A 15,663-nucleotide genomic window follows, 5' to 3' on the forward strand; every position below is an offset into this window, starting at 1 on the left:
GCGAAAAGCCGACCGGGCCGCGAAAACCGTGAGAATACCGTGCAAATGCCCGGCGATCCGCCTGCAAAGCCGGTTGAAAAACACCGCCCGCATCGTTATCTGTCCGCCATCGTATCAGCCATCCAAGGACCACTGCCATAGCCCGCAGACCGCACAATGCCCCGCCGACCCGTGACACCGGCCCCCGGACCAACGACCGCATCCGCGTCCCCGAGATCCGCCTGATCGGCGCCGAGGGCGAGAACATCGGGGTCGTCACCCCTGCGCGCGGCATGCAGCTGGCCGAAGAGGCGGGACTGGACCTGGTCGAGATTTCGCCCAACGCGGCGCCGCCGGTCTGCAAGATCATGGATCTGGGCAAGTTCAAGTACGAACAGCAAAAGCGCGAGGCCGAGGCCCGGAAGAAGCAGAAGATCATCGAGATCAAGGAGATCAAGTTCCGCCCCGGGACCGATACCCATGATTACGACGTCAAGATGCGCGCCGTGATGAAGTTCCTGGGCGAGGGCGACAAGGTCAAGGTCACGCTGCGGTTCCGCGGCCGCGAGATGGCCCACCAGCAGCTGGGCGTCGAGCTGCTGAACAAGATTTCGGCCGACGTCGGCGAGGCGGGCAAGGTCGAATCCATGCCCAAGCTGGAAGGCCGCCAGATGGTGATGATGATCGCGCCGCGGTAAGTGCGCGCGGCCCCTGAATGACGACGGCCTGCCCGCGGGACACCGGGGCAGGCCGTTTTTTTTGTTGCCGCGCATGGCGATCCGGCGCCCCCCCGGCCGCCGGGCCGCGGCGTTGGTCAGTTCCTGCAGGGCGCCGAACGGGCACAGCCAGCCGCAGAACACGCCCCCGCCCCGGAACAGCATGCCGAGGGCGACCCGCCGCGCCGCCCGGCCCGGACGGGCGCTAAAGCATCCCCGGCACGACCAGATCCGGCGGGCGGTGGCCGTCGGCAAAGGTCTTGATGTTGATGATGACCTTTTCGCCCATCTCAAGCCGCCCCTCGACCGTGGCCGATCCCATGTGGGGCAGCATCACCACGTTCGGCAGGTCACGCAGGCGGGGGTTGATCTCGTGCCCGTGCTCGAACACGTCAAGGCCCGCGCCGGCCAGATCGCCCGCGCGCAGCATGCGGGTCATGGCGTTCTCGTCGATGACTTCGCCGCGCGAGGTGTTCACGATCACCGCGGTGGGCTTCATCAGCTTCAGCCGCCGTGCGCTGAGCAGGTGGAACGTGCTGGGCGTGTGCGGCGCGTTGATCGACAGCACGTCGATGCGGGCCAGCATCTGGTCCAGGCTTTCCCAATAGGTCGCCTGCAGCGCCTGCTCGGTCTCGGGGCGCAGGCGGCGGCGGTTGTGGTAGTGGATCTGCATCCCGAAGACGGTCGCGCGCCGCGCCACGGCCTGCCCGATCCGGCCCATGCCCAGGATGCCCAGCCGCCGGCCCGCGATGCGCCCGCCCAGATGGGCGGTGGGGGCCCAACCTTCCCAGCGGCCGGCCTGCATTTCGGCCAGCCCCTCGGGGATGCGGCGGGTGACCGCCAGCATCAGCGCGATGGCCATGTCGGCGGTGTCCTCGGTCGTGGCACCGGGGGTGTTTGCGACCAGGATGCCGCGCTGGCGGGCGGTCGATACGTCAATGTGATCGACGCCCGCGCCATAGTTCGCGATCAGCCGCAGCCGTTCGCCCGACTGCGCCAGCAGCGCGGCATCGACCCGGTCCGTCACCGTCGGAACCAGCACGTCGCAGTCCCGCATCGCCTGCGCCAGCTCGTCCCGGCTCATCTTGACGTCCACGTCGCGCAGCCGCACGTCGAACAGTTCCGCCATCCGGCTTTCGACCGGCTGCGGCAGCCGGCGCGTCACCGCAACCGTCAGGCGGGGGCGGGCGGACGCGGGAACGGTCATGGGAACCTCTTTCATTGCCGGGCCGGTTTTGGCAAACTGCCCGCAAGGCGGGGCAGGCACAAGACCCCGCAGGGGCCGGCCCGGCGGGCCGGTGCCCGAGGCGGAATGGCGGCGCCGCACGCGCCCGGACAGGAAAGAGCGACCATGCACGATTGTCAGCTTTCGCGGGCCGCGGCGGGGCGTGCGGCCGGGTGGACCGGCCTTGTGCGGGGCGCCCGCGCGATGGCCGTGGCGCGGGCCGCGCCCCGATCCCGGTTGGGCGCGGCGACGCTGGCGGTGGCGCTGGCGCTTGGCCTGGCGCTGCCCGCGTCCGCGCAGGACGCGTCCGGCGACGGCAGCGCGGCAAGGGACGCCCCCGTGCAGGTGGACCCGTCCGAGGTCACGGCGGATTCCCTGATCAGCCGCCACCAGTCGCAGCCGCGCGATCCGAACCGCGGGCCTGTCACGAACCTGCCGCTGCCGCGCTATGTCTCGCTGAAGGGGGGCGAGGGGAACGCCCGGCGCGGTCCCAGCCTGTCGCACCGCATCGACTGGGTGTTCCGCCATTCCGGCATGCCGCTGCGCGTGGTGGCCGAGTTCGGCCACTGGCGCCGGGTCGAGGATCAGGACGGCGCCGGCGGCTGGGTGCATTATTCGCTGCTGTCCGGCGTGCGGACCGCGATCATCACCACCGACATGGCCGAACTGCGCGCCCGTCCCGACCCCAACGCCGCCGTCATTGCGCGGGCCGAGGCGGGGGCCATCGTCCGGCTGCACGAATGCGACCCGGACTGGTGCCGCGTTTCGGGCGGCGGCGCCAAGGGCTGGACGGTCAAGACCTCGCTGTGGGGCGTCGACCCGGACGAGACGCGCGAGTGACCGGCCGCGCAAGCGGGGCTGTGATGCGGCCGGGCGTGTGATGCGGCCGGGTCCGGGGGGAACCGGCCGCCGCGTTCGGATCAGGTCAGCTGCACTGGTAATAGGTCAGCGTCGTCGCGCCTTCGGTCACGCGCAGCCGGCCCGGCCGCAGCGAGACGTTCAGCTGGCGGTTCTCGGCCGACGAACAGCCCAGCGTCAGCGAGGTGTAGTTGGTCTGCACCTCGGCCCCGGTCGCGGTGCATTCGGTGGTGGGGAAGGTGAACTTGTTGCCGGCGATGACCATCCGGCCCTCGCTGGCCGGATCGCCGCACTGCGACGCGACCAGGTTCCAGGTGCCGTTCATCGAGTCTGCCCCCTCGACGCCGCTGGTGGCGACGGGCGCGGCCGGCGCAATGGGCGGGCCGTCGACGACGACGACCGGCTCTTCGCCGGGGGTCGAGATGGTGGTGGTGGTGGCACCGGGCATGCATGCCGTCAGGGACATCGCGGCTGCCAGCGCCAGGGCGGGCTTGAGATAGGTCATTTCTGTGTTACTCCCTCTTGAAAACGATCGGCGACAGGCCGCGTCCACGCAACAACGCCTCAACCCCCGGCTTTCGTTCCCGAAATTCGATCCACAGGTCGTCGGCGGGCCGCAAACCGCCCTGTGACAGGATCGCGGCCTCCAGCCGGGCCGCCGTGGCGGGGTCAAAGGGGTCGCCCGCCTCCTCGAACGCGGCGAATGCGTCGGCGTCCATCACCTCGGACCACATATAGCTGTAATAGCCGGCCGCATAGCCGTCGCCCGCAAAGACGTGCTGGAACTGCGGGGTGGCGTGGCGCATCGGGATCGCCGCCGGGGCGCCCAGATCGGCCAGCACCTCGGCCTGCCGCGCCATCGGATCGGCGGGCGGCGGGCCGCTGTGGAATGCAAGGTCCACCAGCGCCGATTCCAGGTATTCGACGGTTGCAAAGCCCGCGTCGGCTTTGTCCGCGGCCACGATCCGGGCCACCGCGTCGGGTTCCAGCGCCGCGCCGGTCTGCACATGGCGGGCGTGGCGGGCCAGCACCTCGGGCACCTCCAGCCAGTGTTCGTAAAGCTGGCTGGGCAGCTCGACAAAGTCGCGCGCGACCGACGTGCCCGAGATCGAGGGCCAGGGCACGTCCGACAGGATGTGGTGCAGCGCGTGGCCGAATTCGTGAAACAGCGTCCGCGCCTCGTCCCAGCTGAGCGTCGCAGGGTCGCCGGGGGTGAAGTTGCAGACGTTGACCACGATGGGCCGCTGGCCCGCGCCCATGTGGTGCTGGGGCTGCAGCGCGGAACACCATGCGCCCGACCGCTTGCCGGGACGCGCGAAGTAATCGCCCAGGAACACCGCCATCTCGCGCCCGTCGCGCAGGATGCGCCAGGCGCGCACGTCGGGGTGCCACAGCGTCGCGGCGAACGGCTCGGCCGTCAGGCCGAACAGGCGGCCCGCCACGTCAAAGGCCGCGGCGATCATCGCGTCCAGCCCCAGATGCGCCTTGACCGCGTCGTCGTCGATGGCGTGCAGCGCCCGGCGGCGGCGCGCGGCATAGTGGCGCCAGTCCCAGGCCATCAGCGGCCCGTTCAGCCCGTCGGCGCGGGCCATCTCCTCCAGCGCGGCCTGATCCTCGGCGGCGCGGGCGACGGCGGGGGCCCAGACCTGCGTCAGCAGATCGCGCACCTGACCGGCGTCGCGCGCCATCTCGTGTTCCAGCTTCATCGCGGCATAGTCGTCGTGGCCCAGCAGCCGCGCCCGTTCGTGCCGCAGCGCCAGGATCTCGGCGATCAGGGGCAGGTTGTCGGTCGCGGCCCCGCCCGCGCCTGCCCCCGACCCGCGCGCCTGAAACGCGCGCTGCGCCGCCTCGCGCAGGGGGCGGTCGGTCGAATGTTCCAGGAACGGGACGATCAGCGACCGGCCCAGCGTCACGATCCGTCCCGACAGGCCGCGTTCCGCCGCCGCCTGCCGCATCGCGCGGGCCAGCCAGCCGGGGATGCCGCCCATGCGGTCGTCGGGGACGGGCAGGACAAAGTCGCGCTCGTCGGCCAGCAGGTTCTGGCCGAACTGCGTGGACAGCACCGCCAGCCGCGACCTGATCTGCGCCATCCGGTCGCGCCCGGCCGCGTCCAGCGCCGCCCCGCCGCGCAGGAAATTGCGGCGCGTCAGCTCGGTCAGCCGCGCCTCGGGCTCGGGCAGGGCGTCGCGGGCGGCCCAGACTGCCTCGATCCGGGACCACAGTCGCGGGTCGGTGACGATTTCCGATCCATAGGCCGACAGCAGCGGCGCAAGTTCGCGCTGGATCGCGTCGCGCACGGGCGTGGCGCAGGTCGAGGCGAGGGTCGAGAACACCGCCATGACCCGGTCCAGCGGCTCGTCGGCCAGTTCCATCGCGGCGATGGTGTTGGCGAAATCGGCGGGGCGGTCGTCGGTCGCAATCGCCTTATGGGCGGCGCGCCCCTGCGCCAGCGCGGCGTGGACGGCGGGCAGGATGTCGCCGTCCGCGATCAGGTCAAAGCGGGGCAGGCCGGCCGGCCCGGTCCACCGGGTCAGCTGCGGATTGGGGGCGGCGTCGGTCATGGGGAAACCTCTTTTCCCCGCAGCTTAGGTCAGCGGCCGGGATTGCGCCATGCCGCCGCATATCGCCCGCACGTCGGGCACGCGTCGGGCCGGTCCAGCGGCTCAGCTGGGGACTGGGCGTTGGCGGTCATGGGGGGAACCTCTTTGCCCCCGCAGTTGAGGTCAGCCGACGGGCCGCGCCATGCCGCGCCGCGAGTTGCCCCGCGTCCGCCCGCTTTCTCGTCCGCCCCGCGCCCCCCGCCCTCAGCCGGTCCCGCCGCACACGGCGCAGCCCGGGCGGGCGCGGGTGGCGATGCTGCGCGTCTCGCCCCACAGGCCGTCGAACAGCACCATGCGGCCGCGCAGGCCCGATCCCGCGCCGCTGTCGGGGATGCCGGACAGGTGCTTGATCGCCTCGATCGCCATCATGCTGCCGACGACGCCGGGCAGGGCGCCGACGACCCCCGCCTCGGCGCAGGACAGCGCAAGGCCAGGGGCGGGCGCGGCCGGGAACAGGCAGGCCATGCAGGGGCCGCCGCGCGCCGGGTCATACAGCGCCACCTGGCCTTCCCACTGGGCGATGGACCCCGCGATCAGCGGCACCCCCGCCGCGACGCAGGCGGCGTTCACGGCCGCGCGGGCGGCAAAGCTGTCGGTGCCGTCCAGCACCAGGTCGTGCGCGCCGACCAGCGCGGCGTCGTCCGCCGTGATCCGGCGCGCCAGCGGGGTGACGGCGACATGGGGGTTCAGCCGCGCCATCGCGTCGGCGGCGGCCCGCACCTTGGGGCGGCCGATGTCGGCGGTGGCGAAGATGACCTGCCGCTGCAGGTTCGACAGGCCGACCGTGTCGTCGTCGGCCACCGTGATCCGCCCCACCCCCGCCGCGGCCAGATAGGACAGCACGGGCGCGCCAAGGCCGCCCGCGCCGACCACCAGCACCCGCGCCGCGCGCAGCCGCCGCTGCCCCGCGCCGCCCAGTTCGCGCAGGACGATGTGGCGGGCATAGCGGTCCAGCTCGGGGTCGGTCAGCGGGCCTTCGGGGTCGGCCGGGGGGGCGATGTCGGGCGCGGGGGCAGGGGGCTGGGCCGGGGCCGCAAGGCGCGCCGCCGGGCCAGGGCGCGCGCCGATTTCGCCCGGCCGCGGGGTCGCGGCGCGGGCCGCCCTGCGCCGCAGCGCGCCGATCAGCAGCGCATAAGCGCCCACCGGCAGCAGCACGGCCCCCAAGGCCAGCCGACCGGTCGCGCGCTCGTCCAGCCCGCCCGCCCACAGGGCCGCCAGCACCCATCCGGCCCACAGCACCGCCAGCGCCAGCAGCACGCGGGCCGCGCCAAGGCGCCACCAGCCAAGCGCCGCCAGCAGCGTCAGGCCCAGCCACGCCATCTCAGACCCCGGTCGAGCCAAAGCCGCCGCTGCGGTCCGAGGCGCGCGAGAACGCCTGCACCACCTGCAGCGCCGGGCGCGCCACCGGCACGAACAGCATCTGCGCGATGCGGTCGCCGGGCCTGACCCGGATCGGCGGGCTGCCCGGCGGGTTGCGGTTCCACAGGCTGACCATGATCTGGTCGGTGTAATCGGCGTCGATCAGCCCGACGCCATTGCCCAGCACCAGCCCGCGATGCCCCAGCCCCGACCGCGGCAGGATCATCGCCGCCAGCAGCGGGTCGGCGATATGGATCGCCACCCCCGAGGGCACCAGCACCGCCGGTTCCTGCGCGCGGACGTCCATGTCCGCGTCCACGCAGGCGAACAGGTCCACCGCCGCCGCCATCGCGGTCTGCGCGCGGGGCAGGCCCCAGTCGTTCAGGCGCGGATCGAGCATCCTGATCTCGACCGGCATGGGCGTGGCGGGAAAAGGGGGATGTGGGGACACGTCGGCGCCTTTCGGATGAACGACGCCATGTTTACGCGCCGCGCGGATTGTGAGCAACGCGGGCGGCGTGGGCATCGCAGGGGGGCGGTGCAGAGGCGCGCCGGGGGCAACGTAGGGGCCAGTCAACGCGGGGGCGGTGGCAACGCAGGCGCGTGGCGGATCGCAGGGGCAGGGGGCGGAACGCAGGCGCAGGAGCATCGCCCGGCGCGCATCGCACAGCAGGCGTTCGCGCGGCCTGCCGAGGCGGCACCGGGGCCGCAGCGGCGTTCGCATGGCCCTCCACCCGCCATCCTGCCGTCCCCTGAAAGGGGCATCGGCCGCGCCCGTCAGGTCCGATCCGCCAAGCCCTGCACCCTCGACAACGCGGCCAGCACCGTGGCCGTGGTGAAAATCCGTCGGGGATCGGCGAACAGCGGGCCGGGGGCGGGGTCGTCCCAAGGGGTGTCGCAGTCGCGCCGCGTGACGCGCAGGGCGGCCGCGCCTTGCCAGCTGCCGTCCGGCGCCTGCGCCGCGATCAACCGCCGGGCGAGATCCTCGAGCCGCGGCGACCGCCCCTGCGCGGCAAGGCAGGAGGCGAGCAGCGCGGCCCCGAGGCTGTCCGTGGGATCAAGCCGCAGCACCGCATCGGGCACGGGTTCGGGACAGCCGGCCGCCGCCAGAACCTCAAGCCCCAGCGCGGTGGCGCCGATGGGCGTCGCCCACCAGAACGCGTTCCAGGTGCCGTCGCCCCGTCGCGCCCGGCGCAGCCACGCGATGCCCGCGTCGATGGCGGGGTCGCGCCGACCCCCTGCAGCCAGCAGCGCCACCGCCGTGATCTCGGGGTGCGACCGGCCCCATGATCCGGTCAGCCCGTCCGGCAGGAACGTTGAAAAGCCGCCGTCCGCGCGCTGGAACCGGCGCAGCTGCGCAATCGCGCCGGGCGGCGCGGGCGTGCCGTTGGACGCCAGGAACAGGATCGCCAGCGCCGTGGAATCCGCGTCGGACGGCACCGCCGGGTTGTAACCCCAGCCGCCGTCCGGGAACCGATGCCGCTGCAGCCACGCGGCGGCCCGCGCCATCGGCCGGGCCAGGTCACGGCGCAGGGGCGCTGCGGTCCGCGACAGGCAGTGGCCCACATAGGCGGTCGTCCATTCCGACGACGGTCCGGGCGGCAGCGACCAGTCCGTCCACGACCCGTCGGCGTTCTGCCGCGCCACCAGCAGATCGGCGGCGCGGCGGGTGGCGTTCTCCAGCAGCGCCCTCAGCCCGGGCATCGGCGCGCGGTCAGGTCGGGCTTCATGTAGACGGTGCAGGCCGGCGGCGCGGCCTTGGCGTCCAGCCCGACGAACGAATGGATACGCGGCGGGCCCGCCGCGTCGGCCCCCGGCTGCATGTGCCGGGCAAGGGTCCGATAGGGGCCGGGGTCAAGGTCCAGCGCCGACAGGAGGGCGAGCAGCCGCTGCCCGGCCTCGGCATCGTTGCGGAAAAGGCAGTGGGCGCAGAACTCAAGATCGACGGGCAGGACCGGGCCCGCGCCGAAGCCCAGCGACACGACCGCGCTGGCCGTGGGGCAGGCCACACCGGCCCCCAGCAGCGCCGCGCCGAAGGCCCGGATCGACTGCGCGTTCACCGGCCCCCCAGCGTGCCACGCGAGTTCGGCGAAATCGTCGAGACGAAGGCCGAAGCCGCGAAGATACAGCGCCCCGGCGGGCGCGCGGCCGGGCGCAAGGGTCAGCGCCACGCCCAGCGGCGACAGGCCGGCGGGCAGCCGTGCCTCGGCCGCGCGCCATTCGCGCGACTGGCCGAAATGCGCGGCAAAGGCCGCCAGGCGGCCGCGCCGCTGCGCCGCGCCGCCCCATGCACCGTTGAGATACAGCCGCATTCGGCCCGCGGTTCCGGGCGCGAAACCCGCCCCGATCCACAGTGCGCCCGCGGGGTCGTCGCGCAGGTGGCGGTCCCCTTCCGGCGCAAGCACCGCCAGCAGCGGACGCAGCCGGTCGAGTTCGGCGCGAATGCCCAGGATGCCCGCCACCTGTTCCATCGCCGCGCGCCCGCGCGCCAGCCGCGCCGCGCCCGTGTCCTGCGGCAGGGCGGGGTCGCCGACCAGGCGCAGCGACGGGATGGCCGGTCCGGCGGCGGTGGCGAACTGGACGGGCGTGCCATCCTCGGACAGGCGCGAATTGCGCTGTGGCCCGGTGCCGGGCGGGGCGTCCAGCGACCCGCCGAAGATCGCGTCATAGCAGGCAAGGATGCGTGTGCGCTGCGCCGCCAACCCGAAATCGGCGATCAGCCCCGAAAGGCGGTCCCGCACGGGAATGGCGCCGCCGCCATCCGTTGCCCGCGCCCATCCGGCGTCGTCCGGCCCCGCCCGGCTGCGGGCGGCCGTGTTCATTCGGCGCGCGGGCGGCGGCGGCGTTCGGCCCGTTCGTCGCCGGTTCGTTCCTCGCCGCCCCGGTCCTCGCCCGTCCGTTCCGGTTTGATGACGATCCGGGCGGGGGCGCGACATTCGAAGATCAGGCCCTGCGCGGGCTGCAGGTCCATCCGTTCGGGATCGAACCCGCCCTCGGTCACGACCACCCGCAGCGGTTCGGGTGGACGATAGCCCGAAAAGGGCTTGGGCGGGCGGCCGACCGTCAGCGCGGCGCGGCCCCTGCCGCGGGTGTTGGCGACGCTGTAGGTGCCGGGGCGCAGGATGCGCGCGCTGAAGATCTGCCCGTCGTCCAGCAGGGTGCTGTTGAAGACCGGAGTATCCTCGCTGGGGTCGGCGCGGCGCATGTTCACCGAATAGCCGCCCTTGCCGCCCGACACGCGAAACAGCGCATAGCCGCGCGGATTGACCGAGAACCGCGTCTCGGCCGGCTTGGGGCAGCAGCAATCCGCCGCGTCGCCCTGCCGGGGCAGCGAGCCGGCCAGACGGGCAAGGTCGATGTCGGCGGCCGCGACCGGGCTTTCCGGGTCGACGGACAGGTAAAAGACGTTCTCGATGTCGTCGCCACGTCGGACCGTGCCGCGGTACTCGCCCGGTTTCTCGAACCGGTGCACGATCGCCCCCAGCATCGTCAGGGCGCCGCTGTCCAGGCCGGACTGCGCGAAAAGGGCGGGGTCGATGTCCAGTTTGCTCATGGCTAACCAATGTCTCCCGTTACGATCATTTCCTGCGAGGTCACGTCGGCCTTGAGGTTTCGCAGGGGAATCTTGACCGGGATCAGCGGACCGTCGGTCAGGATGGGATAAGGATCCTCGAATTGATAGATCGGGTATTTGTTGGCGAAATGATCCGCCACGATGGTTTCGATGATGCCCAGCAGGTCCAGCTGATTGCCCAGAAGATCCTGGATGAAATCCTCGACCGAATCGAAGATGTCCATGACGCCCTTGACGATCTCGACCACGGGGGCCAGGAACGCCATCAGGATGTCCTTGGCGAAACCGGGCAGCCAGCCCGGCAGCAGGTCTTCGATCGCCTGTTCGACAAGGTTCTCGAACAGGTTGCCGACGGTTGCGGGAATGTCGATCGGATCGACACTGACAAAGTCGGGGTCGATGAAGATGCGCCACTTGTTGGGCTTGCCGGCGAACTCGGCTTCAAGGTCGCTCCACGCCGGAAGGCGGCCGGGATCGACGAAATACCTTGCGTCAAGCCGCGCCCGTATTTCCGAGATTTCGCTGACCAGCTCGCTGAGGTTCAGCGGGATGCAGATCGGCCCGCCGATATGGATGTCGGGAATCCCCACCAGGCACCCGTTCCAGGGATCGGGGATGATGCAGAATCCCGGAATGGTAAAGCCCGGAAAGTCGAAGCAGACCTTCAGAAGCAGCGTGTCCCAGACGACGTCCAGCGCCTTGATCTGAACGGTGCCGTCATTGTTCAGCTGGATGGTTCCCTTTTCCAGATGCAGCGCGATCGTATAGCTTGCCGAAAAGGGGCCGAAGCTGCCGCCGTCGGATTTCGCGAAGGTAAAGCCGTCGCGAACCAGCTTGAACAGCTGTTCAAAGGATTTCTCGGATGCGGCAATGGTCAGGTGGCTCATGGCATCTGTCCTATGGCGTCACGGTCATCGTCACGAAGGCTTTCAGCTGGTCCTCCTCGACGGCGGGATTGTGGGGCACCGGCGGGTTCGGCGTCGGCGCCAGCGACACGGTGCCCATCCCGAACAGCGGGAAATCGACGAACAGGGTTTTCAGCGGAATGGCCAGTTTCTGGCGCAGATACAGGCTGACGGCGGTGCGGATATAGCATTCCATGTTCGCCTCCAGCCCCTCGGGGGCGACATCCACGATCTCGATGCCGTCCAGCTTGCCGACCACCCGTTCGACCCCGTTGATGAATTCGCGTTCGACATGCGCCACGGCGAAAACGTCCAGGCAAAAGCAGTTCATCCGCCCCGGAACCTGCACCTGCGGCGGCCGGTCGCGCCCCTCGTTCTTTCGGGGATCGGGGGGCGGCGCGACGGGGATCTTGTCGAGATAATCGCGTTCCGGGCAGCGGATTCCCCCGCAGACCTGGAACTCGATCGCAAGCCGCTGTTCGTCCAGCTTCGAGCCAAGCTCGTCAGGCAGACCGAACACGCTGCTGGGGTGGAAATCGATCTGGGCGCGGGTGATCTGCGCGCAAAAGCCAAGCCCCACCGGCGGCGAATCCGCCCCGATGACCGGCAGATAGGGCATGATGGTGAAGATCGGATTGCCGAACCGGGTCACGTCCCCCGTCGGACGGGGATTAGAGCACCACAGTTCCCGGTTCGCGGCCACGTCGGGGGTGGCGAAATTGAACCAGGACGGGCGCTGCCGCATGATGTGACGGGCGATCCGGTTCATGCCGTCTTCATGGATCGACGCGAACACGTCGCAATTGTCGGTGAATGCCATCGCAATCCCCTTGTGAAGCCGGTCCGACCGGTGGCGATCAGCCATGTCCCCCGCCCCTTTCCGCGCTTGCGATCCGCGGCGCGGGACAATCAGGCAGGCGCGTCAGGATTGACGTTCCGGTCTGGCGGCCGTTTCCATAGCTTTCCGATGATCGGCGCGTAATCATGCGCCAGTCGTTTTCATGCAGAATGACCTCGTCCCGTTTGCCGGCGAGGCGGGCTTTCATTGTCTCAGGCGGGCGACAATGCCGCGAGAGATGTTCGTTCGGCGCCGCGCAAGGCTGGCTGCGCGCGGGCAATCCCGGAATGGTCCACGGATCTGTCGGGAACGAAGTGGCTGCAAGCTACTGCGCCCACGACACGCTTCGCAGACATTCCGGGCTTGGCAGTGGATTCAGTGATGCGTATCTGTTGCGATCGGCCGAAATGGTAAGCGCGGCGTCCGATTCGTGCAACTGTTCTGACGCGGCGCGCATCCCGAAAGTTTCGACGCTGGCCGAAACGGAAAGGGAATGATAGCCTGTGCGGCATCTTCCTTGACGTCTCTGGCCTGTTCCGGCGGGGTGCAATGGAATGGTCTTCGATGCGCATCATTGAGGGACTGGGAACCGCGGTCCTGCTGGGCCTTGCGGCTGTGCCATTCGCCGCGCAACCGGCCCGGGCCGCGCCGTTGCAGGTGTTTTCGCTGACCGCGACGGGGCCGTCGGCCATCCCCGGCCGCAGCGACCTGCGGTTGCGCGGCATCGCATTCGCGGTGTCGCGCGACACGCTGCTGACCGCGCCGCTGGCGATCGGGGTCGCGGCGGATTTCGCGCAGAACCCGCAGTTCGGCCGCGACGGCGTGCCTGCCCGCGCGATCCAGCTGGACGCCCTGGGGCCGGGCGAACAGCCGACGCTGAGCGCGCAGGCGCGGCCATTCGCCGGGCGCGTGGCGGTGCTGGACCGGGGCGCGCAGCAGCCCGCGCTGACCCCCATGCCGCTAAGCGCCTGCGCGGTGCAGGATGCGGACCATGTCGTTCAGGCGGCGGGTGGCGCGGCCGTCACGGTGACGCCCGTCCGCGACGGCGGCGTCGTGACGCATTTCGATGTCGCGCAGCCCGCGGGCGGCTGGGACGCGCGGGCATCCTTGGGCGCGCCGGTGCTGCGCGACGGCCGTGTCATCGGCGTGGTGACGGACGCCACCGCCGACGGGCGCAGCGTCGAGGTCACGCCCATCGCCGCCGTCGCGGATCTGCTGCCCGAGGATGCCGAGGTCGACTGCGACCCGCGGGTCAGCGTCGGCGCGCTGGACGACATGCGCAGCGACATGCAGGATATCGCACGGCGGCTGTCGGGTCTGGACAGCGACATCAGGGCGCAGACCAGCCGCGTCGAGGCCGCCGAACAGACCGCGCAGCTTGCGATGAGCGCGCTGGCCGACGTGGCCGGTGACCTCAGCGACCTGCAGACCGCGCTGACCAGCGGCACCGACATCGAACCCATCCTGAACCGGATGAGCCTGCGGCTGCAACGCAAGCTGCCGCTGGTGAACGCGGTGTCCACCATCGAGGATTACCTGCAGCGCCCGACGTGGAAAGCCCGGGCAAAGTCCGACGGCGGAGAGCTGCAGCTGACGTTCAGCTATCGCACCCAGCTGCCGGGGCCGCAGTTCAGCGACAGGCTGCGATTGTGCATGCGGGTGATCAACCCGGTCCAGTCCAGCGACGACCAACAGCATTATTTCCGCGCCCGCCCGTTCTATGCCGCCGCAGCGCAGCAGGACGAGGCGGGGCTTGTGCGCTGCGAACGGGTCAACGTCGCCAGTTCGGCCGTCCTGACCGATTCGGGCGAATACCGGTTCGAGGTGTGGCGCAGCGACCTGGCCGGCATGTTCGACGATTATCGCGAGGACCGGGACTGGATCCCCCGCGGATACGAGTGGAGCGGCCTGTTCTATGCGGCGCTGGTCCGCCCCGCACCGGGCGGCACTGGACCGGCCGGACCGGCTGGGTCGGCCGACGAGCAGGGCGATCAGGTGATCCTGCGGGTGCTGGTCAAGTTCCCCGACCGGCAGGGAGGCGACGGGGGTGTTGTGCCGGTGCAATGCATGTTGTTCGACAGCGACCAGAGCGTGATCGATTTTCTGGCCCAGCGTGCGCCGCGGTCTGATAGCATGGGCTTTGACGACGTCTCCGGTCTCGACCTCGATCCCCAGAACACGAGCGACGAATGCGTGCTGGCCTCTGCGCAGTGATCGTGCTGTCCACGGCGGCGCAGGCCCAGACGCCCGCGGCCGAACGCGCCAGCGCAGGGTTCGACACCATCTTCAACGTTCCCGGCGTCCAGAGCATCGCCATCGATCCCGCGAACGGCACGCTTTATGCGGCGGCGTCGCCGCGGGCGGAATCGTCCGGCGCGGTGTCGGACATCGTGCAGTGGCAGCTGGACCCGCTCCGGCTGGTGCGGACCTGGCCCACGGACACGCTGGTCAGCGATCTGGCGGTCAGCCCGACGGGCCTTGTCTATGCGGCCGGCCAGCACGGGGCGGCACCCGGCGGGGCAGGCACCAAGGGCGGCGGCGCGCCGCGCAGCGGCAGCCTGGTCAGCCTGGACCCCGGCGGGTCCGCGCAGGCGCCGGCGGTCATCGTCAGCTATGCGGGGCTTGAGGACGTGGCCGCCGTCTCGCGCTTCAACCAGGCGGCGTTCGATGGCGAGGGTCGGGTCTATCTGGCGGCCCCCACGCAGTTCAGCGTGGCGGTCTTTCCCGATACGCGGGCGCCGCTGCAAGGGGCGACGACCATGCCGCGTCTGGTGCTGCAATGCGGCGCGCCCGCGCAGCTGAGCGTGTTCCGGTCGGGCGGCCGGATCGCCTATGCCGCATCGACCACCGACGGCGCGCTGCTGGAAACCGGTTTCGTCAGCATCGCGGCCGACCCCGAGGGCACGGCGACGGCCAGTTGTTTCCGGGTGACGAACGTCTTCGGCTATAAAGAGGCGCCGCCGACGCTGAACAGCCTGGCCCATGCCGTTCTGGCCGATGCCGCGGGCCGCCCCGACGCGGTCCTTGCGCTTGAGCCGAACACCGGCATCCTGCATCTGCTGCGCCTTGATCCGCTGACGCAGCAGCTGGCGCGGGCGGACTGGATCGACCTTGGCACGGGCGCGCCCGGCGCGATCACCCTGCTGGCGGCAAGCGCCGATGGCGCAGTCATCTTTGTCGGCGGCCAGGGACAGACCGACATCCTGCGGTTCCGCCGCGACGGCGACACGCTGGTCCGGGCGGGCAGCTTGCGCAGCACCGGGGGGCTGAGGCAGATCGAGGTCAGCGCCGACGGGACATATGCCGCCGTGGTGGTGCGCGACCCTGCCGGTCTGGACCGCATCCACCTGATCCGCGCGCCCGGCGCGCTGGAGGACGGCGCGCAGGTCATCCCCCGCAGCGCCGAGACACTGCGGCAGGTGCAATCGGAACTGAACCGGCTCGGCTATGGCGTGGGCGCGGCCGACGGCATCCCGGGCCCGCGCACGGCGACCGCCCTCGACCGGCTGGGCGAGCAAGAAGGCGATACCGAATCGGGCCTTTTTGATCTAAAGTCATTGATAGACGGCGTGCTTTTTACGCGGCCGGCTGATGAACGGTCGTATTGAG

14 protein-coding genes and 1 pseudogene are annotated in these 15,663 nt (G+C 70.8%); 4 read left to right on the plus strand and 11 right to left on the minus strand.

Annotated elements, in window-relative coordinates:
- Positions 1–137 precede the first annotated feature (137 nt).
- On the plus strand, positions 138–677 hold the full coding sequence (gene infC, locus EPA64_RS00620; RefSeq protein ID WP_134724722.1) for a translation initiation factor IF-3: 540 nt from the start codon (positions 138–140) through the stop codon (positions 675–677).
- Positions 678–749: 72 nt separating this feature from the next.
- On the opposite strand, the pseudogene EPA64_RS17025 reads toward infC, so the two are convergent.
- Positions 750–872 (minus strand): annotated as a pseudogene (locus EPA64_RS17025) (4Fe-4S binding protein); the annotation flags it as partial.
- A gap of 28 nt (positions 873–900) precedes the next feature.
- Positions 901–1,902, minus strand: a complete 1,002-nt coding sequence (locus EPA64_RS00630; RefSeq protein WP_134724315.1) for a 2-hydroxyacid dehydrogenase — start codon at positions 1,900–1,902, stop codon at positions 901–903.
- A 222-nt stretch (positions 1,903–2,124) separates the two neighbouring features.
- Between EPA64_RS00630 and EPA64_RS00635 the strand changes: the two genes are divergently transcribed.
- Positions 2,125–2,760 (plus strand): SH3 domain-containing protein, encoded by a 636-nt coding sequence (locus EPA64_RS00635; RefSeq protein ID WP_134724316.1) that lies wholly within the window; start codon positions 2,125–2,127, stop codon positions 2,758–2,760.
- An 85-nt stretch (positions 2,761–2,845) separates the two neighbouring features.
- Here the strand turns inward: EPA64_RS00635 and EPA64_RS00640 are convergent, their stop codons facing one another.
- From EPA64_RS00640 to EPA64_RS00680, 9 genes are all read right to left on the minus strand, one after another.
- Positions 2,846–3,283: a hypothetical protein gene (locus EPA64_RS00640; RefSeq protein ID WP_246026537.1), complete on the minus strand. Its 438-nt coding sequence runs from the start codon at positions 3,281–3,283 to the stop codon at positions 2,846–2,848.
- A 7-nt stretch (positions 3,284–3,290) separates the two neighbouring features.
- A complete protein-coding gene (locus EPA64_RS00645) occupies positions 3,291–5,339 on the minus strand; it encodes a M3 family metallopeptidase (protein WP_134724317.1) in 2,049 nt (682 codons plus the stop codon).
- 243 nt (positions 5,340–5,582) lie between these two features.
- Positions 5,583–6,698, minus strand: a complete 1,116-nt coding sequence (locus tag EPA64_RS00650) for a HesA/MoeB/ThiF family protein (protein WP_134724318.1) — start codon at positions 6,696–6,698, stop codon at positions 5,583–5,585.
- 1 nt (position 6,699) lies between these two features.
- Entirely contained in the window at positions 6,700–7,188 is a 489-nt protein-coding gene (gene dut, locus EPA64_RS00655) for a dUTP diphosphatase (RefSeq protein WP_246026538.1), read from the minus strand.
- 326 nt (positions 7,189–7,514) lie between these two features.
- Entirely contained in the window at positions 7,515–8,441 is a 927-nt protein-coding gene (locus tag EPA64_RS00660) for a prenyltransferase/squalene oxidase repeat-containing protein (RefSeq protein ID WP_134724319.1), read from the minus strand.
- Positions 8,429–9,559 carry a hypothetical protein gene (locus tag EPA64_RS00665; protein ID WP_134724320.1) on the minus strand — a complete coding sequence of 377 codons (1,131 nt, stop codon included), beginning with the start codon at positions 9,557–9,559 and terminating at the stop codon, positions 8,429–8,431. Before EPA64_RS00665 ends, EPA64_RS00660 begins: the two co-directional genes overlap by 13 nt.
- A complete protein-coding gene (locus EPA64_RS00670; protein WP_134724321.1) occupies positions 9,556–10,290 on the minus strand; it encodes a hypothetical protein in 735 nt (244 codons plus the stop codon). The genes EPA64_RS00665 and EPA64_RS00670 overlap by 4 nt, the downstream gene beginning before the upstream one ends.
- A 2-nt stretch (positions 10,291–10,292) precedes the next feature.
- A complete protein-coding gene (locus EPA64_RS00675; protein WP_134724322.1) occupies positions 10,293–11,198 on the minus strand; it encodes a hypothetical protein in 906 nt (301 codons plus the stop codon).
- Positions 11,199–11,208: 10 nt separating this feature from the next.
- The gene (locus EPA64_RS00680) at positions 11,209–12,036 is read right to left on the minus strand and encodes a hypothetical protein (RefSeq protein WP_167626550.1); all 828 of its coding nucleotides are present in this window, start codon (positions 12,034–12,036) and stop codon (positions 11,209–11,211) included.
- 582 nt (positions 12,037–12,618) lie between these two features.
- Between EPA64_RS00680 and EPA64_RS00685 the strand changes: the two genes are divergently transcribed.
- Both EPA64_RS00685 and EPA64_RS00690 read left to right on the plus strand, forming a co-directional pair.
- Entirely contained in the window at positions 12,619–14,268 is a 1,650-nt protein-coding gene (locus EPA64_RS00685) for a hypothetical protein (protein WP_134724324.1), read from the plus strand.
- Complete coding sequence (locus tag EPA64_RS00690) at positions 14,244–15,662, plus strand: peptidoglycan-binding domain-containing protein (protein ID WP_134724325.1); 1,419 nt, start codon at positions 14,244–14,246, stop codon at positions 15,660–15,662. The genes EPA64_RS00685 and EPA64_RS00690 overlap by 25 nt, the downstream gene beginning before the upstream one ends.
- Position 15,663 lies beyond the last annotated feature (1 nt).

Origin of the sequence: Paracoccus luteus (genome assembly GCF_004522155.1) — a bacterium.
GTDB classification, from domain to species: domain Bacteria; phylum Pseudomonadota; class Alphaproteobacteria; order Rhodobacterales; family Rhodobacteraceae; genus Paracoccus; species Paracoccus luteus.

Excerpts from the sequence above, each read along its gene's own strand:
- EPA64_RS00650 (WP_134724318.1), bottom strand. The coding sequence starts at position 6,698 with ATGGCGTGGCTGGGCCTGACGCTGCTGGCGGCGCTTGGCTGGTGGCGC.
- EPA64_RS00675 (WP_134724322.1), bottom strand. The coding sequence starts at position 11,198 with ATGAGCCACCTGACCATTGCCGCATCCGAGAAATCCTTTGAACAGCTG.
- EPA64_RS00690 (WP_134724325.1), top strand. The coding sequence starts at position 14,244 with ATGCGTGCTGGCCTCTGCGCAGTGATCGTGCTGTCCACGGCGGCGCAG.
- EPA64_RS00665 (WP_134724320.1), bottom strand. The coding sequence starts at position 9,559 with ATGAACACGGCCGCCCGCAGCCGGGCGGGGCCGGACGACGCCGGATGG.
- EPA64_RS00635 (WP_134724316.1), top strand. The coding sequence starts at position 2,125 with ATGGCCGTGGCGCGGGCCGCGCCCCGATCCCGGTTGGGCGCGGCGACG.
- EPA64_RS00685 (WP_134724324.1), top strand. The coding sequence starts at position 12,619 with ATGCGCATCATTGAGGGACTGGGAACCGCGGTCCTGCTGGGCCTTGCG.
- EPA64_RS00640 (WP_246026537.1), bottom strand. The coding sequence starts at position 3,283 with ATGACCTATCTCAAGCCCGCCCTGGCGCTGGCAGCCGCGATGTCCCTG.
- EPA64_RS00670 (WP_134724321.1), bottom strand. The coding sequence starts at position 10,290 with ATGAGCAAACTGGACATCGACCCCGCCCTTTTCGCGCAGTCCGGCCTG.
- EPA64_RS00660 (WP_134724319.1), bottom strand. The coding sequence starts at position 8,441 with ATGCCCGGGCTGAGGGCGCTGCTGGAGAACGCCACCCGCCGCGCCGCC.
- EPA64_RS00645 (WP_134724317.1), bottom strand. The coding sequence starts at position 5,339 with ATGACCGACGCCGCCCCCAATCCGCAGCTGACCCGGTGGACCGGGCCG.
- EPA64_RS00680 (WP_167626550.1), bottom strand. The coding sequence starts at position 12,036 with ATGGCATTCACCGACAATTGCGACGTGTTCGCGTCGATCCATGAAGAC.
- EPA64_RS00630 (WP_134724315.1), bottom strand. The coding sequence starts at position 1,902 with ATGACCGTTCCCGCGTCCGCCCGCCCCCGCCTGACGGTTGCGGTGACG.